Genomic DNA, 22,926 nt, shown 5'->3' with positions numbered 1-22,926 from the left:
ATGATGCTGTCGAAACAGTCTGCATACACCGCATTGAATATAAAGGCAGAAGAGGAAAAACCTGTTCTGTTGATGCTCTGCTATTCCTTTTTTAGCGGCGTATCAATCTATATATTTTACCTGGTGGCCAATGCATTGTTTCTGGTTAATTACGACAAATCCATGCTGCCCGTAGCCTATATTGGTGGCGGGGTTTTACTGTTTTTTATCGGCAGGATCAATGTTTCTTTTCAGCGCAAGGTCAATTTTTCGCGCCTATCCATCATGCTGATCGTTTTTCAGCTGGTAGCCGTTGCCGCGATGCTATACTTTTATGAAACAACAGCATTGAAATGGATCACGCTGGTGATGTTCATCTGGAACAGGATTTCCGTATATGTCAACAATGTGACTTTCTGGACGTCTTCATCCAAAATCTTTAATCTCGAACAGGCCAAACGCATTTTCAGCCTCATCGCTACCGGCGATGTAGTGGCTTCTATCGTCAGTTATTTTTCGGTGAATGTGTTGCTCAACAGCAAAGCCATGCGGACCGAAGAGCTGCTGTACATTTGCATGGCCGCGCTGGTGGTTTCGCTGGGTTTTATGCTGGCGATCATTGGCAGTTATCATCAAAAGTTGGCGGTAAGGACAAAAGAGGCAAGTAATGAGGCGACTACTGAACATGAAGATCAGCCAGTTTTCAAAAGAGATTACCAGATCCTGCTGCTTTTGCTGGGGATGCTGCCGGTTCTCGGGGTTTACTTTGGCGAATTTATATTTTCGGTTGAAGTAAAGCGACAGTTTCCTGTCAAAGATCAGCTGACCTTGTTTCTCGGGCAATTTTTCTTTGTGTCCGCCATTATCGAGCTTTTGGTCAAAGTCTTTTTTTACCGTTTTGCGATTCGCACATTTGGTCTGGTTTCGGGCATTATCATCCTGCCCGTCGCGCTGATCATTGTGCTAAGCCTTGCCATTCTGTTTACTTCCCTGGATTATACGGTGTTCTTTTACATTCTTTTGAGCAGGTTTTTGTGTATTTCAATCAAAAAATCTTTCAGTGATACCTCATTTCAGATTTTATACCAGCCTCTTTCAAAAACGGAAAGCCACGAGCTGCAAAACAAAGTAGAAATCTACGCCAAGCCGCTGGGTTATATTCTGGCCGGGGTCATTTTGTTGGTCCTGATGTACATTGGCCTGGGAGAACCGGTTCAGATCATGATGGTTTTTGTGGTGATACTCATCGGCTGGACTTTCGCGGCGTTTAGAATGCAATCGGCCTACCAACTGATGCTGAGTAATCTTTTTTCAGGACTGTCAGGTATGTTTCAAACCAGGAGGTCAGAAGCTGAACCTGTTAATAGTGAGCCTGGTACGCCGGTAAATCTGCGCCCGTTGCCATTTGAAGAAATAGCAAAACTGGCAAGCTCTGCGATTATGGAAGATAGGCTGGAAGCGATCGAAATGCTGGGACAGTCCAAAAGATTCCTCGCGTACAAATACCTGATCCCTTTTTTGCAGGATAAGAATGACGGTTTAAAAACCGCCGCCATCAAAGCTTCCGCTGCCAATGGTAACCCCGAGTTATGGCCTTACCTATTTGAAAACATTTGTTCTGACACGTTCTTTGCGCCCACCACGTACGCGCTCACCCGCATGGGCGACCGGATATTGCCCGCGCTGAACGAGTTCTTTGAAAAATCAGACGACTTGCCGGAAATACAGAATCGCGTGATCGGTATCGTGAAGCAAATCGAGTCCGACAATGCATTGCGTTTTCTACGGCAAAAACTCAACCATCCAGCCTTGTCTATCCGCCACCGCGTTTACGACGCACTGGCCTCCAAGGGTTATGGCGTGAAATTGAATGAGCGGCCCGGGGTGGTTCAGGAAGTAGGGCAGCATATCGCTTTCATGGTCTGGATCATCGCAGCGCAGAAAGACCTGATCAGAAGCCGGTACTTGCACAGCGAGGTTTTGCAAAACGCGCTGACACAAGAATATCTGGATGCGGTTTCCCAACTGATCAACATACTTACCATTCTGACAGGCGAAAAGCGATTGTACTTCATTCAGGATTCGGTGCGGTCGAGGGACGAAAATACGAGGAGTTACTTGCTGGAAATCCTCAACATGGCTATCCCTGCTGAGCACAAAAGCCGTGTTTTACCGCTTTTCGAGGACATTCCGTTAACGGACAGGCTCGTCAAGTTGCAAAGCTCTTACCCGCAGCAGAAGCTTTCAGGCGAAGAGCGCCTGCACGACATGATCAATAAGGATTTTTCAAGGTTAAGCATTCATACCAAAGCATTAGCGATCAGGGAATTGGAGAATTTTCCTTCCGAAGACACTTCTTTCACACTAGCCGCCAATGCCGTTTCTCCCGTAAAGATCATTGCCGAAGCCGCTCTCGACATTTTGCACAAAACCGATCCTAAAAAGTTTGAAGAATTGTACCAGACCATGCAATGGAGTGAGGATGATTTTCACTGTTCAGTTTGCCGGACCATTGAAGCCGCGAAAATAGAAAATGAACTTCTAAACCCGGCAAACTCATGAGGTATCTCCTATGTATATGTAGCCTGATCATGCTCGCGGCCACGGTGTCCGTTGCGCAGGGCACGTCTTCACAACTGAAAATCTATTCATCCAAAGATTACAAGGCGCATAGTCAGAATTTTGCAATTGTTCAAAACAAGCAGGGTGTTCTTTATTTTGCCAATTTCTCGGGGGTACTGGAATACGACGGCGTATTTTGGAAAACGATCCCTACCGGGAAGATCACGAAAGTTTCTGCATTATTTCTGGACAAAAATGAGCGGTTGTATGTCGGTGGCAAGCATGAGTTCGGCTACCTGGTGCCAGGCAAAGCAGGTGCTCCAATATTTAAAAGCATTAGCGACAAATTTTCCGGATTTGGTGCGGTTCTGAGCATTTTTGAAACATATCAGGGCATTTATTTTGTCACAAAGAATGTGGTTTTTCGGTGGGACGGAAAGCAATTGAAGCAATGGAAATCCGGTCCGGCGATTACCAGCGCCTTTTTTGTGAATGGTACCATCTATGTATTTCAAAAAGGGCCGGGGCTGAGAACGTTTAACGAAGGCGTTTTTACCACGGTACCGGTGTCCAATGAGCTGGACAATTTGCAGGACGTCAATTCGATGATCTACGCGAATAAAAAGACATTTATCCTGACCACGAACCAGGGACTTTATGCATTGGAAGACAACATTATTACCCAATTTTCGGGTGAAAGCAATGCATTTCTGGCTGGTAAGGAAGCTTTTAGTGGCAGACTGTTAAAGAACGGGAAGCTCGCCATTTTCGCGGCGGAAGGGCAAATCCTGATGGTTTTTCCGCAAACCGGTAAGGTAGAGAAGCTAAGCGAGAATTATCGTCTTGCCGATGAGCACGTTAACTATTGGATGGAGGACCGGGCAGGAATGTTATGGCTTGCGCTCAACAATGGCATTGCTCAATTGGATATAGCGTCTCCGGTAACCGAGTTTGGTGAAGATAATAATCTGCGCGGGCAGGTTAATGACGTTGTCCGGTTCAATCATACACTTTACGCGGGCACCAGCAATGGTCTTTATTTCCTGGACCAGGAGATCTTTAAGGGAGTACGGTCGATCCGGCTGGCAGTATGGTCGCTTTGTGAATGGAACGGATCGCTTTACGCGGCCACCAGTAAAGGCGTTTTTAAGATCGATAAAAATAATACCGTTTCGCAGCTGACGAGTGAATTCTCACTTTTTGTCTACGCTTCTAAAACGCATCCAGGTAGGTTGTATGTGGGATTGCAAAATGGTGTCGAGCGACTGGATGTTGGAAGTAATGCGGGTAAATCGGTTCATTTGCAGGGAATTACGGAACAAATAGAAAGGATTACTGAGGATGCGGACGGTAACCTGTGGCTGGAAACACAAACGAACGGTGTAATCCGTGTCCTGCCCGACGGCGTAACCGTTACCCGATACCATGAAGGAAATGGTCTTCCGACTTTACTTTTGAATCGCATTACCAACACTTCGGCGGGGCTGCTGGTCAGTAATGCCAATGGAATTTACAGGTATGAAAAATCGGTTGATCAGTTTACACCATTCAACAGCTTTAGAAAGCAACCGGGCGCTGTGTGGAAAGGTGAGCTGAGAGAGGATTCGGAAGGTAATATCTGGACGACCCATGGTGATTCGAGGGTTATTTCCATGTACCAGAAACACGGAAATGAATATCAGGAAGTTCTCAAACCCTTTCTGCCACTTTCCGACCGTACGATCAATGTCATCTACCCTGATGCTGGCCAGCTAGTTTGGTTCGGCGGGAGCGAAGGGCTCGTGCGATTTGACAGGAGCATCCGGAAAAATTACATGCAGGCGTATCCGGCGTTTATCAGAAAAGTTACGGCGACGGGTGATTCTGTGTTGTTCGATGGCCTGATCGGCGGATCAGATACCAGTACCACTATGGCTGGCTCCATGAAATTGGATTACAAGTTCAATGATGTGAGTTTTGAGTTTTCAGCAACCAGTCTGATTCCCCAGGACAATCTTGAATTTCAGTATTACCTTGAAAATTTCGACCAGACTTGGAGTGCCTGGACGGACAACAATCAGAAGGAATACACCAACATTCCGCCTGGAAATTACCGGTTTCTGGTGAAAGCTAGGAACATTTACCATACCGAAAGCGCTGAGGCTTCCATTGGATTTAGAATACTGCCTCCGATTTATCAGCGGTGGTGGGCATTTGTCCTTTATGTGCTGCTCATCATCGGCGCTATTTATTTTATTAGTAGAAAAAGGCGTGAGTTTATTCTCAAAAAAACCCGCGACCTCGAAAATCTGATCCGTGAAAGGACCGAAGAGGTCGTGAATCAGAAAGAAGAACTGGAACAGCAGTCAGAGCAACTTTCTGCGACAAATGATCAGCTGGAAAGGATTGATGATTTTGTCAAATCCATTAATAGTGAGGTCAATACGAGCAAATTGTTTCAGCTGGTACTCGAACGCCTCTGTCTTTTTCAAAATGTGGACAGCGCTTCTGCATTGATTCACAACAAGGCCACGGATACCTACCAGTTTATCGCGATCACGGGAGGCATCGAGCTGGCCGACCTGGAAGATGTTTCTATCACTTTTGACCAGGCTGAGCAACGCTATATGGAAAATGGGATGGAGGTATACGAAGATATTTTCGTGAAAAACAATTTTCGGGCCGAAAACCTGGATGATTCGATTGAAGATATATATGCTCCCAAGTCTCTCATTACCATTCTGATCAGGGTGGAAGGGCAAGTGAAGAGTTTCATTACCCTTGAAAACACAGATCATGAAAATGCATTCGGCGAGCGCGATTTTATCATGGTCAGAAACCTGAAAGAACATTTGATCGGGGCCTACATAAAAACTGACATTCTTGAAAACCTTGAAAAAACGCTTACGAACCTCAAATCCGCGCAGGAAGAATTGATCCGGCAGGAAAGACTTGCTTCGGTCGGCAGCCTCACCAAAGGTATTGTGGACAGGATACTGAACCCGCTGAACTACATCAACAACTTCTCTCAATCGTCCGGAAGTTTACTCAAAGAGATTACTGAAGTAACGGAGAAGCATCAGGATGGTCTCTCGGAAGATGAGCGCGACGACCTGGAAAGTGGCTTTGATATGCTCAAAAAGAACCTGGAAAAGATATATGAGCACGGTAACAGTACCACCAGGATCGTGAAAGACATGCAGAAATTGCTGAAAGGTAAGTCGACCGAATTTTTTGTGACAGACCTCAATCCTTTTCTGGAATCCAAAACCAGATCAGCCCATCAGGAAGTTTCGAATGACTATAAGGATGCGAATGTGAAATTAACGGTCGCATTGGATATCCGGGCTGTAAAAGTCAGTTTGCTGCCTTATGAATTCGCACAGGTACTCACCAACGTGATCAGCAATGCGTGCTATGCGCTGATGGAGAAGGTAAAGACCGACAAAGTATTTGTCCCGGAAATAACCGTTACTACCTGGCCGTTGGAGAATGCGATCTGCATTCGGGTGAGGGATAACGGCAAAGGCATTCCGCAAAAGGAAACAGAGCAGCTTTTCAATCCATTTTTTACTACTAAACCTACCTCCAAAGGCACAGGACTGGGTTTGTACATGAGCAAGGACATCATTGAATACCATAAAGGCCGAATGTCAATCAGTTCGAAGGAGGGAGAATTTACTGAGGTCGAGATCATTCTTCCCGTTGTCAGTTAACCCATTAAAGTCAATATACCGTTTTTAAAATTTATGAATATGGGGCCAGAAACTACCGATAAGGAAATTGAAATTTACCAGCAACGGATCCTCGAACTGAACAGGCTAGCCGAAATTGGACAGCTGAGCGCCGGTATTTTGCATGAAATAAAGAATCCGGTGAGTTTTGTCAACAACTTTTCAAGGCTATCGCAGGGACTGGTGGACGATATGAAAGACATTGTTCAGAAGCAACCGGCGGACATTACTGAGGACGATCTGGCAGACGAGAAGGAAATGCTCGAAACATTGTCGCAAAACCTGTTGAAAATCAATGAAAACGGGAAGCGCATCGAGCGGATCATCCAAGGTATGCTCGCCCAGACGCGATCGGATAGTGCCGTACTGGAACCTGTGGACCTGAACCAGTTATTGGAAGAATATAGCAAACTGGCCTACCAAAGTGTACGTGCCGAGGACCGGGAATTCAATGTTACATTGAAATATAACCTGGACCCCGCCATCGCCAATGTGATGTTGGCAAAAGGAGAATTCGGGCGGGTAGTGCTTAATCTCACGAACAATGCCTGCTATGCCGTCAATGAAAAACGCAAACAAGGCATTGAATCCTACGAACCTGTGATCGAGATCATTACATCAAGGCAAGAGCATGAATTGGTGATCCGGATTTGTGATAACGGGATTGGCATTCCGGAAGAAATCGTATCGAAGCTGTTCGACGCTTTTTTCACTACCAAGCCACAAGGAAAAGGCACTGGCCTTGGACTTGCATTGACGTACACGAGCGTCGTGAACACGCACAAAGGACAGATCGCCGTGACGTCGGTACTGGGCGAAAAAACAGAATTTAAAATCACTTTGCCGGTTTGAGGCCGGAGAAAAATTAAAATATTAACCTAAAATACAAAGGTAATGGCTATCAGGATATTAAGCGTTGACGATGAACAGGACATGGAAATGCTCATTCTCCAGTTGTTCAGGAAGCAGATCAGGGATAAAAAATACGAGTTTGTATTCGCCAATAACGGGGTGGAGGCACTGGAGCGGCTGGCGGAATCTGAGGACATTACGCTTATTCTTTCAGATATTAATATGCCGGGAATGGACGGGCTGACTTTTCTTTCTAAGATCAATGAAAAGCAGAATCCGTTGTTGAAGGCGATCATGGTGTCGGCATACGGTGATATGGACAATATTCGGACCGCGATGAACCGTGGCGCTTTTGACTTTGTCACCAAGCCGGTCAATTTCGAAGATCTGGAAATCACGATTGCGAAAACAGTAGAGCACATTGAAATGCTGGCCAGTCTGGAAAAGGGTAGGGAGCAGCTCATTGCGATACAGAATGACCTGAGCGTTGCGAAGGAGATCCAGAGTTCCATGCTTCCCAAAACGGTACCTGCGAACATTGGTAAAGCGGGTGTTGATCTGCATGCATTTATCCATCCTGCCAAAGTAGTAGGAGGGGACTTGTATGATTATTTCATGATGGATCCCGAGCATTTGTTTTTCATGATCGGCGACGTTTCGGATAAAGGAATACCCGCTGCATTGTTTATGGCGATCAGCAAAGCGATCTTTAAAAGTCAGTTTTCAAACCGGAATGGAGATAGTATTACTGAGAAAGTGAGGATTGTGAACGAGTTTTTGAGCGAAGACAATTCATCATATATGTTCGTTACGGCATTTGTATGTATTTTGAATGTCAAAACCGGCGTGATTGAATATGTAGATGCAGGGCACGAACCCCCGCTGATCATTCGCGCCAACGGAGAAACGGAACTCATCAAAAAAGAGGGCGGTATGGCGCTATGTTTCGACAGCACATTCGTTTTCGAGTCGCATACTGCTCAATTGCATCCCGGCGACAAGTTTGTACTTTATACAGATGGTGTCACGGATGCAAATAATCTGGCTGGTGCCCGATACGGCTTACATTACTTTCAAGATTTTTTCACCACCGGAGAGGGATCGACTAAGGAAACGGCGAAGGAAATGAACGATGCCACGCTGGAAAGTCTGATCGACTTTATTGGCGGTGCCAATCAGTTTGATGACATTACGATGTTGTCGCTGAGGTATTTGCCTGGTTGAGATAAGTCAAATCATTAAGGCCACTCTTGTTCAACTTTTGTTAGATGAGAGTGGCTTTTTTTTATTTGTCGAAATAAATGTGTGACCGATTGAAGTAGGTACGTCTTAATAGAAATTGTACTTAAATACTTCACAATGAAACACATTCTATGCTTTCTATTTTTCTGCACCAGCTGTTTCGCTCAGCAAACGAACACCCGCAATTACATCATCAGCCGGAGCTTTAAACAATCCGGCGCGGACCCCAATGATGTTAGTAAAGTAACAACCCATGTTCAGTACCTGGACGGTCTGGGCAGGCCACTGCAAAATATGGCAGTCGGCCAAAGTCCCACAGGAGCCGACATTGTACAGCCCATTGAATACGATGCTGCCGGTAGGTTGGTCAAGAAGTATCTGCCCTATGTTGCGGCAGGAAATGGGGCCTTTCAAAACAATGCAGTCTCAGGCGCTGCTAGTTGGTACACCGCCAATTCTGCTGACCTGAACCCTGCCGACCTGGGCAGGCCTTATCATGAAACTATTTTTGAGCAATCGCCGCAGGGCCGGGTTTCAGCGAAGCGGGCTGCTGGTAACAAAAGTGTTAACTCGGTAATCAAACACAAAGTCAATGCTGTCAATCAGGTCAACCGCTATGACTATGATCCGGCTTTAAACACCATCGTGCAGGTTGGTCAGTATGCGCAGGGCACGCTCAATTATCTGAACATCACGGATGAGCAAGGCAATGTCACCAATGAATTTACCGATCTGCTGGGACAAATGATCTGCCGACAGGTGATTTCCGGTGCTGGTACATTGACTACAAACTATGTTTTTGATGACCTTGGATTGCTAAGAGCGGTTCTGCAACCCAATTACCAGGATGTTGCCTCTCTTGTCGACTATGCATTTACTTACGATTACGATGACCGAGGAAGGATGACGGTCAAACGTATTCCCGGCGGGGTGTGACTGAAATGGTCTATGACCAATATAACAGACTGGCCATGTCGCGGGATGCTAACCAGCTTGCCCGTGGCGTTTGGGCTTTCATTAAATATGATGCATTGGGCAGACCCATTGTTAACGGCGAGATCGCCTCCCCGCTGAACCGCATCGACTGGTCAGTTGCAATCGATGCCGCTACCCAGCATCATGAAGAGCGGAGCAATGGCACAGTTGCAGGTTACACTTTGGACAAAACAGCCCCTAAGAATGCAAATGAAGCCAATTTGCTTACTATTACTTTTTACGACGATTATGCTTTTTCCAAAGCTGCAAACCTTTCTTATAATGTCGCATATTATGCATCCAACAATCCCAATGTAAAGGGACAAATTACCGGTGCCAGGACAAGAATGCTTCCCGGAAACGGCGCCGCAGGGGGCTGGCTGACAAGTGCGACTTATTATGACATTGAATACCGTCCGATCCAGACAACCAGTGAGTTATACGATCTTGGCGCAGGCGCAATCGAGAGAATATCAAGCCAATTCAAATATGACCTCGCACCCGTAGTTGCAGAACTAAAAACGGAGCAGCTATTGGCAGGTAATGTTACCAACATGCATTTGGCAACTTATTCCTACGACCATGCGGACCGGCTTTTAAGCATCAAAGAAAAAGTAACCAGCGGGGCCAGCACCAAAGAAGCGGTCACAGTTGCCCAGCGGTACAATGCATTAGGCCAGTTGCAATCCAAGTGGTTCCACTCGGCAGACGGTGCAAAATTCAGGTTGAGGACAGACTATACCAACAACATCCGTGGCTGGTTGATGGACGGAAAAACCGTTTACAAGAAAGATGTCGCCGGGCCTGATGTTCCTTACTTTGGTGTTGGGCTGGCTTACGCCAACGGGGCAAACTACACCAACGGGAACATCAGCCAAATGCAGTGGCTAAACAAAGATGATGCCGCTTTTACCAAAGGCCTCAGTTTCAGTTACGACGGTGCCAACAGACTGACCGGATCAACCGTGTTAATGGGATTTGCTGACATTGAAAGCGGCATGAGTTACGATAAGAATGGGAACATTAAAACTTTGGCCAGGGCTGGGGCGGCAGTTGATAATTTGGCTTATGCTTACCTCGGCAACCGGCTTTCGGCTGTCACCGATGATTCTGGGAGTAATTTGGGTGTGAAGAGCGGGATTAGTAGTTACGGCTACGATGCAAATGGAAATATAACCAGCGATGGAAACAGAAACGCAACTTTGACTTATAATTACCTGAATTTACCAAAAACCGTTACCATTGGAGGCAAAACGTTGACTTACGATTACGATGCGTCCGGGACAAAGCATAAATACGCAGCCGATACGGTAACATTCAAATACGTTGGGGCTTTTGAATACAAACAGGTTGGGGCGGCGAACGGCTTAGACCGTGTAAGTTTGAGCGAAGGCCAGGCAGTTTTCAGGAAAGGTGCATTGAAGTTTGCGTATAACCTCAAAGATCATTTGGGGAATGTCAGGGTAGTTTTCGATGAGTTCGGGCAGGTTTTGCAGAAGACGGATTACTATCCGTTCGGGTTAGAGATCGATAGAAACAATCCTGTTCAGACCCCGGCGGCAAGAAATGGGATTAACCGTTATACGTTCCAAGGACAGGAAAAGCAAATTGGTACAGACTATGTACAATTTAAATGGAGATTGCACGATCCTTTGACGGGAAGATTTTTATCGGCGGATCCATTGAGCGAAAAGTACCCGTTTTGGACGACGTATGCTTTCAGTGGAAATATAGTAATTAATGCCAGAGAGAAGGTTTGGAGCCATATCTAGTTACTGGGCGTTCGTTTATTCCCGCCAATAGTGTACCCAATCCAATGGCACCAATGTCAAATACGAAATCCTTCAAAGGCGATAATAGGCAATCTTATCAAGCAAACGCATCATCATTCAGAACAGAACAAAAAGTCCGAGTTGATTTTGACAATAAAAAGGTTTCTACATTAAGTAATGTTGCCAGCGGATCTATTGGGGTCGACAATAAAGGCTTGGAAACAGAAAAATCTTTGGCAACAAAAGCGGGACCTAACCCTTCTTACGATAAAGGATTGCTGGAAAAAGGGAATTCCACGACTATTGGTATGCAAGTTGATGCATCAAATAAACTTGTTAATGGTGCTCCGGCGATAAACTATGATGTCAACATTACGATATCTCAACAAAGCAATGGCTCACTGGATTACAAAATCAATGGGGCTAGTGACGGATTCCCAGCTTATGAATTTTTTATAACTAATGAAGCTACTGGAAATTCTACATTAATTTATGGCAGTAATCCAACCAAAACAGGAGATACACCCATGGCGTTGTTTCCTCCAATGGAAAAGAAAATAAATAGCTCAGGAAACATCAACGATAGAAAGGAAGACGAACAACATTAATTATGAGAAAAAGAAATTTAATACTTCGTTATTTTGGAATAACACTTCTTATAATAGGGGTTGTTTTAAATGTAAAAATGTACCTAAACCAAGAATGGCCGACGTACCTATTTTTTCTAGTTTGTTTAGTTGGATTACTACAAACAATAATATCCGTGATTTTATCGCAAATGAAAGAGGGTTGGCAAATACTATTGTCCTTGCTACCGATAGTAATATTGTTACTGATCCTATGGGTATAGGATCAGTAACAATATAGTTATTACAACAGGCTGATTACTGTTCCATTGGGTTGAGTATTAACCGGGATGGGGCATTGCCCAAGGTGCCGAATTAGGCGAACCGGTATGACTATGATCCAGCGGCTAATACCATCGTTCCGGTCGGCCAGTATGCGCCAGGTATGCTCAGTTTTGTAAACTTCACCGACGAGCAAGGAAATGTAACCAACGAATTTACGGATCTGTCCGGCCAGATGGTCTGCCGGCAGGTGATTGCGGCCGCCGGGATTACGCTTTCTACCTATTATGTATACGACGAAATGGGGCTGCTCAGGGCAACTTTGCAACCCAATTACCAGGATGTAGCCTCATTGTCGGATCATGCATTTACATACGATTATGACGAAAGAGCGCGGGTTATGACGCGCAGAATCGCCCGATTGTAACAGGTGAAATTGCCACAAACGCCACCCGGGCAACCTGGGCCGCAAATGTCGCCGCCATTGCAGAGCATCATGAAGAGCGCAGTAATGGCACGACGGCGGGTTACACATTGAACAAAACAGCGCCATTGAACGCTTCTTAGGCCGACCTGCTCACCATTACTTTTTATGATGACTATGGTTTCTCAAAGGCAGGCAACCTGGCCTATAATGCGGGCTATTATCCTGCCAATAACCCCAATGTAAAAGGGTACATGACTGGAAGCCGGGCCCGGGTGCTGCCCGGAAGCGGTGCAGCGGGCAGCTGGCTGACCAATGTTATCTACTATGACGGAGAATACCGCGCGATCCAAACCGTCGGCGAACTTTATGATTTGGGAGCGGGGGCCATTGAAAGAGTATCCAGCCAATACAAATCTTTAATTATGACGGTGCGAACAGGTTAACCGGGTCGACAGGATTGCTGGGGTATGCTGATACAGAAAGCGGCATTACTTATGATAAAAATGGCAACCGCTGTGGTGGATAACCTGGGTTATGCGTACGTCGGCAATCGGCTTTCGGCAGTCGCGGATGGTTCGGGGAGTAATTTGGGTGTGAAGAGCGGGGTTAGCAGTTATGCCTATGATGGTAATGGAAATATGACATCCGATGGGAATAGGAACGATATCCAATAAGCACAGAGGTTTGACATTGAAAATCCCGGTCTGAGATCGGGATTTTTTTTAAAATTCTAAAAGTTCCGTGTTACTTTTTTGAGAAGTTGCGTCTAAACAAAAACTAGGAACTTATCCCAAACTTATGAAGCAACTAACTACATTGAAATCACTGAGCTGTTTGGTGCATTCGGTTCTATTTGCATTCGTATTTATTGCTGGTTGTAAAAAGAATGAAGTTGTACCACAATCAAATTTTTTTGGAAACCAATGTCGGATTACCAGAATTATTTTCAATAACCGGCCCTACCTTGCCAGCTATGATGAGAATAATAACTTACGAGGGTTAGGCCCGGGATTGAACAAAGAAGGGCAACAGTATATTTTTGAGTTCTCCGGAGAAAGATTAATGAAGGTCGATTATGTCCTTTCCCAAAATAAGCCCGAAACCATTGTTCAATACGAGTACGGACCCTTTGGCTTAAATCTGGTTCGAAGGTTTGCATTCCGACCAGATTTAAACAACCCCCTTCCAATGATAGAAAGAACACGTTGCGAATTTGCTTATGATAATGAAATTAATAAGCCTGTTTCATTGAAGGTATTTTCAAATAATAGCGATTCAACAAACTTTCCCGACGATTTCAAATTAGCCACGACTCGTAATTACGAGTTCGACAAAAGCGGAAATCTTGTTAAGGAAACAGTTTTCGGTGTAACTGATCAAGGAAAAACGCCTTTCAGTTACATATTGAAACACTTATACGATAACCATTTAAATTCTGGCAGGCCATTATATTATATGTTATATGGCGGTCAAGATTCTGGGTCTTACCTATTTTCCGAAAATAATAAAGTAGCTACGGAAAAATTCATGTTCGGCGATTCTTCGAAAATTCGTTACAACGTTAAGTATGACGGCAATGGGCAGGTAGTCGACGATGGTTTTATGTTTTCTGGAATAAAATGGAAATGTGAGTAGCTGCTGCCGTAGATTTTCAGAAACACCACACCTCAATACAAATCAGCCACAGGCTGATACCGCATCAATGCCAGTTTGTAATTTTCATGATAGCGTTGCTGCAGTTCCGACCAGCAGAATGTATCCATAACTTGTTTTGGCAAGCTGGCGCGGGGGACGTACTGGTCTTTTTCGAATGCTTCAGCGAAGTCGCACATGGTTTGGGTCAGCTGAGCTATTGCCTGCTCTTCGGTCTGGTGCCTGCGGTTCAGGATTTTGACCTCGTGGTCGGCATCGGAAGGGATGATAGTCCGCATATATCTCCCGAAACCGGATAAATCGCTCGTAATGACCGGCGTACCGTGCATGATCGTTTCCATTGGCGCGTATCCCCAGGGCTCGTACAACGAGGGGAAAATGCCAAGGTGACAGCCACGGACGAATTCCAGGTAGTCGAGTGAAAAGAGAGACGTCGCGCGTTCAATGAAATCGGGGTGATAAATCACTTTGACGCGGTTATGGGCATCATTGTTCAAACCATTGCGCTCGCAGAAGTCAGTAACTTCGTCCGCACTGTCCAGGTGGTGGGTTACAACCGGCGGTAAACCTTCGCGTTTGAAATTGGCCAATGCCTGCCGCCAGGTCATTTGTAGATCATCATCGATCAGCTCGTTAAGATCGGGAAGTTTGTGACCGCCCGTGCTCGTTACATTCGAATACATCCGGGGACCGATTTTGGCACTGATACTTTTGCAAATTTTTTGAAGATCCTGAAAACGCTGCCTCGATTCGAGCACGTCGGGACGAATGTTATGGAAAGGTTTTTTCGAAATAATAAAAAATACGACCGTCAGTTCGGACTTGCGACGGATCAGCTCCTGATTTAGCCTGGCAATGCTTTCCAGTGTAATGTTGAATCCTTTGTTCCGATATTCGTACCGCCCGGACGTGAAAAAGTAAAGGGTTTTTTCTGTCTTAACTTGATAGCTCGGCGAAAACAATGCTTTAACAAATGCATCAATTTTAGAACGATGCGCTAAATGTTGCTCAAAAACCTCGTGGCCCACTCCCGGTTTTCTGTGAATACCGCTACGGATAACGTTGTCGGGGGTACGTTCGAAAAAAGCCTCACATTCACGTGAAGTAATCTCGCTGTTGGCAACCAGCGTATGTGCGCTCCGGACCGCTGCCCTTTCCAGTGCAACCCTGCTTTCAATGCCGTACTGTCTTGATTTTTGCTGCCAGTTGTACGTGCGCGATTGAAGGCAGTAATGCTCCTCATTGGGTGAAAGATATCTGCCGAGTAATGTCGCATGTGCAGTGAATACGGTAGCCAGCCGGACCTTTTCATGCATTAAACCTGGAATGCTACCGGCCGACATCCATTCGTGGTAATGAGCGATTACATCCTGGCAAATTTCCAGGTTATCAATGAACGTGGTCAGAAATATTCTGGTGATTTCACCGAATGCAATCACCTGATCAATTAGCGGATCGTGTTCAATGGTGGAGACAGCATGGTTTTGCCATAGTTTTGCTTTGGCGTCATTGAGATGTTCCAGGCCGACGACCGGACTGATCAGGAGTACTTTCGGACGGGCTTCTTCGAGCAACCAATAACCATAATGTATTTCATAGCCGAGGCTGCGAACGTATTGTACGGCCTCCGCAAGGGGAATATTCTCGATTTCGCGTACCGGTCGGAAATCCAGTTTCGCTTTTTCCGGAAAGTAGGGACCTATGGCCATATAGTTATCCCCGTAAGTATCAAGCATGGTAGGAACTTTCGACTTGATGTATGTGAAAATTCCGCCGATCTGATTACAGACTTCCCAGGCAATTTCAAACAGAAGGGTATCCGGTTTCAAAATGTTAAGAGATTCGGCTGATGAAATTAAATAACGTTAAGCTTCGACTTTCGGAGTGCATCGTTCCCTGCTTAGCAAAGCAGGATATTTCAATTAAAATTAATAACTAAAAGAAGTCGCGGTTGGAGATAAAATGCTAAGCAGAAAAATCGTAACCTAAAACTGACAAAAGTGGTGCTGAGTTGTTAATGTCGTCGTATTGCTTTGTATCGGGGAAATAAATTACCTTCGAATTCCTAAACCTATGATTTAATAAAATGCAGAATTCAACCCCTCCATCCCTTCGACTGGACTCTATCGACATTTTTCGGGCGCTTACCATGTTCCTGATGATTTTTGTGAATGACCTAGGCACATTGGAAAATATTCCTACCTGGTTACTGCATACCAAGGCCGCGGAAGATGCCATGGGACTGTCCGATGTCGTATTTCCCGCATTCCTTTTCATTGTCGGTTTGTCTATTCCTTTTGCTATTTCAAACAGAAAAAAGAAAGGGGATAGTGACGGTGCGATCCTGATGCACATTGCTGAACGGACATTTGCACTGCTGTTGATGGGCGTCTTCATCGTCAACCTGGAAAGTGCAATGGATCACGGAATGATCATCAGCGTGGACTTATGGGGCATTTTAATGGTGGTCGCATTCTTTCTGATCTGGAATGTGTACCCCGCCAATCCTGACAAAAAAGTATTGTATAGTGCATTGAAAATTGCGGGTTACCTGTTGCTGGTTGGGCTTGCACTGATATTTAAAGGCGGCACACCCGAAAATCCTTCAGGAATGGAAACCAGATGGTACGGTATACTTGGGCTGATCGGTTGGTCGTATTTCTTGTGCGCGCTCACCTACTTCATCACCCGCGATAGACTGCCATTTGCGATTGCGGGCTGGTTGTTTTTTGTACTTTTCAATCTGGCGGATTTCGCAGGGATACTGGGCTTTCTGGATCCGGTCAAAGCATACGTTTGGATCGTCGGCGGCGGTTCCATGCCTGCTTTTGGAATGGCAGGAGTGGTCGCTTCGGTGGTGTATCGGCATTATATGAAGCAAACTGGCGTGAATTACACCTATTTATTCATTTTGCTCGCATTAGGGATTGTATGTCTGCTACATGGTTTCGGAACGCGTCCTTTCTGGGGAATTTCCAAGATCAGGGCTACTCCGGCATGGGTAGGGGTTTGTAGTGGGATCAGTTTTTTCGCGTTTGCGGCTCTGTTCTGGATTGTTGATTTAAAAAAAACAAAAAAATGGGCGACTGTATTAGCACCAGCGGGTACTGCTACACTCACTTGTTATCTCATTCCTTACGTATGGTACAGCGTGATCTCAATGCTTCAAATCAGCCTGCCCATGTACTTGCGGACAGGCGTGATCGGGTTAATGAAATCTGCCTGCTTTGCTCTTTTGGTGATTATTCTGACGGGTATCATCAACCGCTTCGGAATCAAACTTAAGATTTAAACATATAGGTGGTAAATTTTAAACTCTTCGTCTTTATAGAGTAGCAGTCAATTTTAAACTTTAAATAATGAACACGAGGAGATCATTTGTCAAAAAGAGTTTCGCGGGGCTGGTAGCAGGAAGCCTGGTATCGTTTCCCGAAACAAGCGGTGCCGGCACTCTCAAAGAGAAGAAAGAAGATACATTCAAACTGGCGATGGCGGGTTATAGCTTTGTCAATTTCAAGCTGGATGAATCCATTGAAATGATGAAAAAGACGAATGTTCATTATTTATGTATCAAGGATTTTCATTTACCATATAAAAGTACGGCTGAGGAAATCGCTGCATTTCATGCCAAGTTGAAAGCCGCCGACATTACCGGATACGCAGTAGGGCCGATTTATACCAAAACCCACGAGGACATTGACAATGCGTTTGACTATGCCAAAAGGGTGGGAGTGAACCTCATTGTTGGTATCCCCAATCATGAGGACCTGAAATATGTGGAGCAGAAAGTGAAGGAGTATGATATTCGCTATGCCATCCACAATCACGGTCCTGAGGACAAGCTCTACCCGAATGCAACTTCCGTTTATAACTTCGTCAAAGACCTGGACCCACGCGTTGGGCTTTGTTTTGATATGGGCCATAATAGAAGGGATAACCAGGATTCGGTTGCAGATCTGGGCAAATATGCCAAACGGATCTTTGACATTCACCTGAAAAACGTTTCCGGTGCCACCAAAGACGGCAAAACCTGTGAGCTGGGCAGAGGAATTATTGATATTCCTGCTTTTGTAAAAATGCTGCGAAAAGTGAAATATTCAGGCTCTTGCGCCCTTGAATATGAGAAAGATATGAAAGATCCACTGGCAGGTATCGCTGAATCGGTCGGCTATTTCAGGGGAGTTTGTGATGTTGTATAGGCACGAAAAAACGTGTAAACTGCTGTAAAGTCATATTTTTGCAGGATCAAGGTTGATTTTTTACCATAACGCAATAAGAAATGCTCAAAAACGTGCCCTTTGATCAATTATCTGCTTATAAAAAGCTGAAAACGCATCACAAAACCATATCTCAGAAGCATTTAAAGAACCTGTTCGAGGAAGAAACAGACCGTCATAAGAAGTTTTCCATTCGGTTTGGCGACATTCTGCTGGATTATTCTAAAAACCGGATCACTTCCCGTACGCGCTCTTACCTGGTGCAGCTTGCGGAAGAAGCGGGTCTCGCGGATGCGATCGAGCAAATGTTTACCGGAGAAAAAATCAATGCTACCGAAGGTCGCGCTGTACTGCACACCGCCTTGCGCAACCGTTCCAACGAGCCTGTATTGGCCGATGGCAAGGACGTGATGCCTGACATCAATGAGGTATTGGCCAAAATGAAGGATTTTTCGGGAAAAGTGAGATCAGGTGCCTGGAAAGGATATTCTGGCAAAGAAATCACGGACATCGTGAATATCGGCATCGGCGGCAGCGACCTGGGCCCGGTGATGGTGACCGAGGCTTTGAAAGCATACGGGAAGGCTGGTTTGAATGTGCATTTCGTATCCAATGTCGACGGTACGCATATCGCTGAAACGATAAAACCGCTGAACCCGGAGACGACGCTGTTTATGATTGCTTCCAAAACTTTTACCACGCAGGAAACGATGGCGAATGCTCACAGCGCGCGCACATGGTTTTTGGAAAAAGCGGCGAATCAGGAATATGTCAAAAAACATTTCGTGGCCATCTCTACCAATCAAACAGAAGTGGAGAAATTTGGCATTGATCCTGAAAACATGTTTGGTTTCTGGGATTGGGTGGGGGGCCGCTATTCCTTGTGGTCAGCGATCGGATTGTCCATTGCATGTTTCGTAGGTTTTCAAAACTTCGAGCAACTACTTTCTGGTGCGCACGAAATGGACAAGCATTTCCGTACTACCAAGTTCGAACGTAATATTCCGGTCATTCTGGGCTTGTTAGGAGTTTGGTATAACGACTTTTTTGACGCGCAAACGCAGGCGATCCTTCCTTACGACCAGTATATGCACCGGTTTGCGGCCTATTTCCAGCAGGGAGATATGGAAAGCAATGGCAAAAGTACAGGACGTAACGGCCAACCTGTTGGTTATCAGACGGGCCCTGTCATTTGGGGAGAGCCAGGTACCAATGGGCAGCATGCTTTCTACCAGCTGATCCACCAGGGTACCAAGCTGATACCTTGCGATTTTATCGCTCCGGCAGTGAGCCATAATCCGCTCGGAGACCATCACAAAATGCTGCTTTCCAACTTTTTTGCTCAAACGGAAGCATTAATGAATGGTAAGACCGAAGAAGAAGTGCGTGCAGAATTGAAGGCCTCGGGTAAAAGTCAGGAGGAAATAGATTTTATCACGCCGTTCAAAGTTTTCTCAGGAAACCGTCCGACCAATTCATTTTTGGTTAAAAAGATCACTCCCAAAGTGTTAGGAAGCCTGATCGCCATGTACGAGCACAAAATCTTCGTTCAGGGTATCATCTGGAACATTTTCAGCTTTGATCAATGGGGTGTTGAGTTGGGCAAACAATTGGCCAATAAAATTTATCCGGAATTACAGAACGACTGGCCGGTTACCAATCACGACAGCTCTACGAATGGTTTGATCAATCAGTATAAGCGCTGGCGATAACGATCCAGAATCGTTGTTTTGATCAAAAAACCTAAAATAACACCAGCAGCATCTGCTACTGCATCCCACCAATCAAAAGTGCGATCGAAGGGCAGAAGCTGCTGGTAAAATTCCAGCCCCAGGCCATAGGCCATTCCTAATACTACCAGCATCAGGCTCTTCTGCGGATGTGCAAGCAGAAACAGTATAATCCAAACTGTAAAGAGGCTTGAATGCACGATTTTATCGAAACCCATGATCGGAGCTGCCGGGATATCTTTCCCCGGCCATGTGCAGGCCACCAAAATCAGCAAAGTCCAGAACCAACCCAGCCACGGCTGTCTTGCAATAAAGCGGGTAATTGTAGTAATCAAATTAGAAATCATTGTTTTGTAATTAATTCGCCAAGTTAAAAAGCATTTTTCCAAGTTTAAAGCAAAGTCTTTAATAATGATTTTATTAATTATCTGCGACGTTATTTTTAATTTTTTTTATTAAGTTTAAGTTCGACAAAACTGTTCCCTTATTCCAAATGAAAAAATTAAGTTTTACACTGTTTTCACTATTCCTATTCCTTTCATCGCAAGCGCAGGTTATATACCATTTTGAGGGAGGCCTCGGTGTTGGACCGTGTCACCAGTATGGCCGCGAGGCCCTATATACCGACCCATTAGCTTACCAACTTTACAAAGGAACTTTAGCAAAACCGCAGGATGGAATTGCTCTTTTGAAGAATGCCAAAGGTGAAGAAATTAAATGGCGTAAGGTACAGGCTGACTCCACACACCGTTTCCGCGGGGATTCGTTCTCAAATGGCTACGTTTATTTGACCTATGAATCAAAAAAGGAGCAAACTGCGGTTCTGACATTGACTGGTCATGACATGGTTTTTGTCAATGGCGTTCCCCGTGGTGGCGACCAGTACCGTTATGGCTGGATGCATCTGCCCGTTGTTTTGAAAAAAGGAAAAAATGAATTCTACGCCCGTGTGGCCCGTTTTGGTAGATTCGGCGGGATTACCGCGAATCTGACTTTTCCGGAAAAACCTGTTTATTTGAATACCGAAGACCTGACAGTTGCTGACATTGTACCAGGACTTAAAAATGATTCTTTGTGGATAGGTCTGGTGGTTCAGAATGCTAGTTCCAAAGCCATTGACGGATTGCAAATTAGGGCCGAGTTATCCGGAAAGGAAGTTTTGACAAGCATTCCGGCTATTCCTGCCATGAGCTCGCGTAAAGTAGGTGTGCTAATCAATGGTGCAAGCATTAATTCTCCTGGAAAACAGGATGTGGCTGTTACATTGATTCAAGCAGGAAAAACCATTGGCCAGACAAGAATCGCAATACAATCGGTTGAAGAAGGTAAGCAATATAGCCGCACATTTGTGAGCGATATGGATGGCAGTGTTCAGTACTACGCAGTTTCACCTCAGATCAAAGGCGGGGAATCGGGCCAGCCAGCTCTTTTCTTTTCGGTGCACGGGGCAGAGGTTCAGGCGATTAGTCAGGCTCGTGCTTACAAACCAAAAGATTGGGGCGTACTCGTAGCACCTACAAACCGTCGCCCGCGCGGGTTCAACTGGGAAGACTGGGGAAGATTAGACGCGCTGGAAGTTTTAGAGATTGCCAAAAAACAGTACAATCCTGATCCGTCACGTATATATCTGACCGGACATTCAATGGGCGGGCATGGAACCTGGTTTCTGGGTGCTACTTACCCTGAGAAATGGGCAGCGATCGCTCCTTCGGCAGGATACCCTACATTGTCGTCTTATGGTTCACATGATGGAATGATACCCGATAGTGCCGGGTCACCGATCGAGTCAATTCTGCTCCGCGCCAGCAATCCAAGCAATGTTCTGGCGTTGACCTCGAATTACAAAAATCTGGGTGTATACGTAGCGCACGGGGATGCGGACAGGACTGTTTCGGTCAACTACGCACGTCAGATGCGTGACATTCTCGGCAAGTTTCACCGCGATTTCAGTTACTATGAACACATTGGGGGAGCGCATTGGTACGGCGATATTAGTGTGGACTGGCCGCCAATTTTTAACTTTTTCAGTTGGCATTCGATCCCAAAAGATTCTGCGGTTAATGCGATTGATTTTACAACGGCTAATCCTGGTATTTCTTCTAAAATGCGTTGGGCCAGCGTGCAGCAGCAAGTCAAGGCATTAGAGTACAGCCGGATTCAGTTGATGCTGAATAAGAAAGATGCCCGTATTCAAGGCACCACAAGCAATGTAGCCTTACTTTCTCTGAATCTTGATGCATTTACAACAGGTACCAAAGTGAAAATAATGTTGGATAGTCTCGCTGCCATTGAGTACCAGGTAAAAGAACAAAACGAGACGATTTATCTTAAAAAGGAAACGCAATGGCAACTTGCGACCGCTCCCGGGAAAAGTGAAAAGAATCCATGGCGAAACGGAACATTGAAAGATGCATTCAGAAATAGAATGGTCTACGTGTATGCGACCGGTGGTACGAAAGAAGAAAAAGACTGGGCCTTTGAAAAAGCAAGATATGATGCTGAGACCTGGTACTTCCGAGGAAATGGTGCGGTGGATATAATAGCAGATAAGGATTTTGACCCTAAGAATTTCAAAGATCGCGGCGTCATTTTGTACGGAAATAAAAGTACGAACGTAGCTTGGGATAAGCTTTTGAAAAACTGTCCGGTTACTGTAACAAACGGGAAAATCTTAGTAGGAACGAAGGGATTTTCGAGTAATGACCTGGCAACATATTTCATCTGGCCGCGTGCTGATAGCGACGTTGCATCGGTTACGGTCATTGCTGGAACCGGCAAGAATGGTTTTCAGGCAGCTAATGCAAATCAATATTTCAGCGGCGGCAGTGGCTTTCCTGACCTGATGATTTTCTCAGCTGATATGTTGGAAAACGGAATGAAGGAAGTAAAAATGTCAGGGTTCTTCGGCAACGATTGGTCTGTTGAAAAGGGAGAATTTGTAACCCAGTAATTTGTC

The 22,926-nt window shown here is 45.4% G+C and carries 17 protein-coding genes; 15 read left to right on the top strand and 2 right to left on the bottom strand.

Annotated elements, in window-relative coordinates; translation table 11 throughout:
* From ABIO93_RS23435 to ABIO93_RS23385, 11 genes are all read left to right on the top strand, one after another.
* Complete coding sequence (locus tag ABIO93_RS23435) at positions 1-2,541, top strand: hypothetical protein (RefSeq protein ID WP_348072232.1); 2,541 nt, start codon at positions 1-3, stop codon at positions 2,539-2,541.
* Positions 2,538-6,236 carry an ATP-binding protein gene (locus tag ABIO93_RS23430; RefSeq protein ID WP_348072230.1) on the top strand — a complete coding sequence of 1,233 codons (3,699 nt, stop codon included), beginning with the start codon at positions 2,538-2,540 and terminating at the stop codon, positions 6,234-6,236. Before ABIO93_RS23435 ends, ABIO93_RS23430 begins: the two co-directional genes overlap by 4 nt.
* A 39-nt stretch (positions 6,237-6,275) precedes the next feature.
* Positions 6,276-7,106: an ATP-binding protein gene (locus ABIO93_RS23425; RefSeq protein ID WP_348072228.1), complete on the top strand. Its 831-nt coding sequence runs from the start codon at positions 6,276-6,278 to the stop codon at positions 7,104-7,106.
* Positions 7,107-7,148: 42 nt separating this feature from the next.
* Positions 7,149-8,330 carry a SpoIIE family protein phosphatase gene (locus ABIO93_RS23420; protein WP_348072226.1) on the top strand — a complete coding sequence of 394 codons (1,182 nt, stop codon included), beginning with the start codon at positions 7,149-7,151 and terminating at the stop codon, positions 8,328-8,330.
* A gap of 135 nt (positions 8,331-8,465) precedes the next feature.
* Positions 8,466-9,284 (top strand): DUF6443 domain-containing protein, encoded by an 819-nt coding sequence (locus ABIO93_RS23415; protein ID WP_348072224.1) that lies wholly within the window; start codon positions 8,466-8,468, stop codon positions 9,282-9,284.
* Positions 9,285-9,289: 5 nt separating this feature from the next.
* Positions 9,290-11,095: an RHS repeat-associated core domain-containing protein gene (locus ABIO93_RS23410; protein WP_348072290.1), complete on the top strand. Its 1,806-nt coding sequence runs from the start codon at positions 9,290-9,292 to the stop codon at positions 11,093-11,095.
* Entirely contained in the window at positions 11,080-11,703 is a 624-nt protein-coding gene (locus tag ABIO93_RS23405; protein ID WP_348072222.1) for a DUF3238 domain-containing protein, read from the top strand. Before ABIO93_RS23410 ends, ABIO93_RS23405 begins: the two co-directional genes overlap by 16 nt.
* Before the next feature lie 403 nt (positions 11,704-12,106).
* On the top strand, positions 12,107-12,370 hold the full coding sequence (locus tag ABIO93_RS23400) for a hypothetical protein (RefSeq protein ID WP_348072220.1): 264 nt from the start codon (positions 12,107-12,109) through the stop codon (positions 12,368-12,370).
* Positions 12,371-12,621: 251 nt separating this feature from the next.
* Complete coding sequence (locus tag ABIO93_RS23395) at positions 12,622-12,813, top strand: hypothetical protein (RefSeq protein WP_348072218.1); 192 nt, start codon at positions 12,622-12,624, stop codon at positions 12,811-12,813.
* A gap of 60 nt (positions 12,814-12,873) precedes the next feature.
* The gene (locus ABIO93_RS23390; RefSeq protein WP_348072216.1) at positions 12,874-13,044 is read left to right on the top strand and encodes a hypothetical protein; all 171 of its coding nucleotides are present in this window, start codon (positions 12,874-12,876) and stop codon (positions 13,042-13,044) included.
* A gap of 142 nt (positions 13,045-13,186) precedes the next feature.
* A complete protein-coding gene (locus tag ABIO93_RS23385; protein ID WP_348072214.1) occupies positions 13,187-14,005 on the top strand; it encodes a hypothetical protein in 819 nt (272 codons plus the stop codon).
* A 32-nt stretch (positions 14,006-14,037) separates the two neighbouring features.
* On the opposite strand, the gene ABIO93_RS23380 is transcribed toward ABIO93_RS23385, so the two are convergent.
* On the bottom strand, positions 14,038-15,852 hold the full coding sequence (locus ABIO93_RS23380) for a glycogen synthase (RefSeq protein ID WP_348072212.1): 1,815 nt from the start codon (positions 15,850-15,852) through the stop codon (positions 14,038-14,040).
* A gap of 257 nt (positions 15,853-16,109) precedes the next feature.
* Between ABIO93_RS23380 and ABIO93_RS23375 the strand changes: the two genes are divergently transcribed.
* From ABIO93_RS23375 to pgi, 3 genes are all read left to right on the top strand, one after another.
* Positions 16,110-17,315, top strand: a complete 1,206-nt coding sequence (locus ABIO93_RS23375; RefSeq protein WP_348072210.1) for a DUF5009 domain-containing protein — start codon at positions 16,110-16,112, stop codon at positions 17,313-17,315.
* 67 nt (positions 17,316-17,382) lie between these two features.
* A complete protein-coding gene (locus ABIO93_RS23370) occupies positions 17,383-18,222 on the top strand; it encodes a sugar phosphate isomerase/epimerase family protein (protein WP_348072208.1) in 840 nt (279 codons plus the stop codon).
* Between the two features lie 80 nt (positions 18,223-18,302).
* Complete coding sequence (gene pgi / locus ABIO93_RS23365) at positions 18,303-19,952, top strand: glucose-6-phosphate isomerase (RefSeq protein WP_348072206.1); 1,650 nt, start codon at positions 18,303-18,305, stop codon at positions 19,950-19,952.
* Here pgi and ABIO93_RS23360 read toward each other — a convergent pair.
* Positions 19,931-20,317 (bottom strand): VanZ family protein, encoded by a 387-nt coding sequence (locus ABIO93_RS23360; protein ID WP_348072204.1) that lies wholly within the window; start codon positions 20,315-20,317, stop codon positions 19,931-19,933. The two genes, pgi and ABIO93_RS23360, sit on opposite strands and share 22 nt — an antisense overlap.
* Positions 20,318-20,463: 146 nt before the next feature.
* Between ABIO93_RS23360 and ABIO93_RS23355 the strand changes: the two genes are divergently transcribed.
* Positions 20,464-22,920 (top strand): alpha/beta hydrolase-fold protein, encoded by a 2,457-nt coding sequence (locus ABIO93_RS23355; RefSeq protein ID WP_348072202.1) that lies wholly within the window; start codon positions 20,464-20,466, stop codon positions 22,918-22,920.
* The last annotated feature ends 6 nt before the right edge of the window (positions 22,921-22,926 follow it).

This window comes from Dyadobacter sp., from assembly GCF_039919315.1.
Classification (GTDB): Bacteria; Bacteroidota; Bacteroidia; order Cytophagales; family Spirosomataceae; genus Dyadobacter.
Note: the sequence above shows the minus strand (reverse complement) of the source record. Positions and strands in the feature narration are given on the sequence as shown.

Coding starts and splice junctions, on each gene's coding strand:
- ABIO93_RS23435 (WP_348072232.1), top strand. CDS start 1: ATGATGCTGTCGAAACAGTCTGCATACACCGCATTGAATATAAAGGCA.
- ABIO93_RS23430 (WP_348072230.1), top strand. CDS start 2,538: ATGAGGTATCTCCTATGTATATGTAGCCTGATCATGCTCGCGGCCACG.
- ABIO93_RS23425 (WP_348072228.1), top strand. CDS start 6,276: ATGGGGCCAGAAACTACCGATAAGGAAATTGAAATTTACCAGCAACGG.
- ABIO93_RS23420 (WP_348072226.1), top strand. CDS start 7,149: ATGGCTATCAGGATATTAAGCGTTGACGATGAACAGGACATGGAAATG.
- ABIO93_RS23415 (WP_348072224.1), top strand. CDS start 8,466: ATGAAACACATTCTATGCTTTCTATTTTTCTGCACCAGCTGTTTCGCT.
- ABIO93_RS23410 (WP_348072290.1), top strand. CDS start 9,290: ATGGTCTATGACCAATATAACAGACTGGCCATGTCGCGGGATGCTAAC.
- ABIO93_RS23400 (WP_348072220.1), top strand. CDS start 12,107: ATGCTCAGTTTTGTAAACTTCACCGACGAGCAAGGAAATGTAACCAAC.
- ABIO93_RS23395 (WP_348072218.1), top strand. CDS start 12,622: ATGACTGGAAGCCGGGCCCGGGTGCTGCCCGGAAGCGGTGCAGCGGGC.
- ABIO93_RS23390 (WP_348072216.1), top strand. CDS start 12,874: ATGGCAACCGCTGTGGTGGATAACCTGGGTTATGCGTACGTCGGCAAT.
- ABIO93_RS23375 (WP_348072210.1), top strand. CDS start 16,110: ATGCAGAATTCAACCCCTCCATCCCTTCGACTGGACTCTATCGACATT.
- ABIO93_RS23370 (WP_348072208.1), top strand. CDS start 17,383: ATGAACACGAGGAGATCATTTGTCAAAAAGAGTTTCGCGGGGCTGGTA.
- pgi (WP_348072206.1), top strand. CDS start 18,303: ATGCTCAAAAACGTGCCCTTTGATCAATTATCTGCTTATAAAAAGCTG.
- ABIO93_RS23360 (WP_348072204.1), bottom strand. CDS start 20,317: ATGATTTCTAATTTGATTACTACAATTACCCGCTTTATTGCAAGACAG.
- ABIO93_RS23355 (WP_348072202.1), top strand. CDS start 20,464: ATGAAAAAATTAAGTTTTACACTGTTTTCACTATTCCTATTCCTTTCA.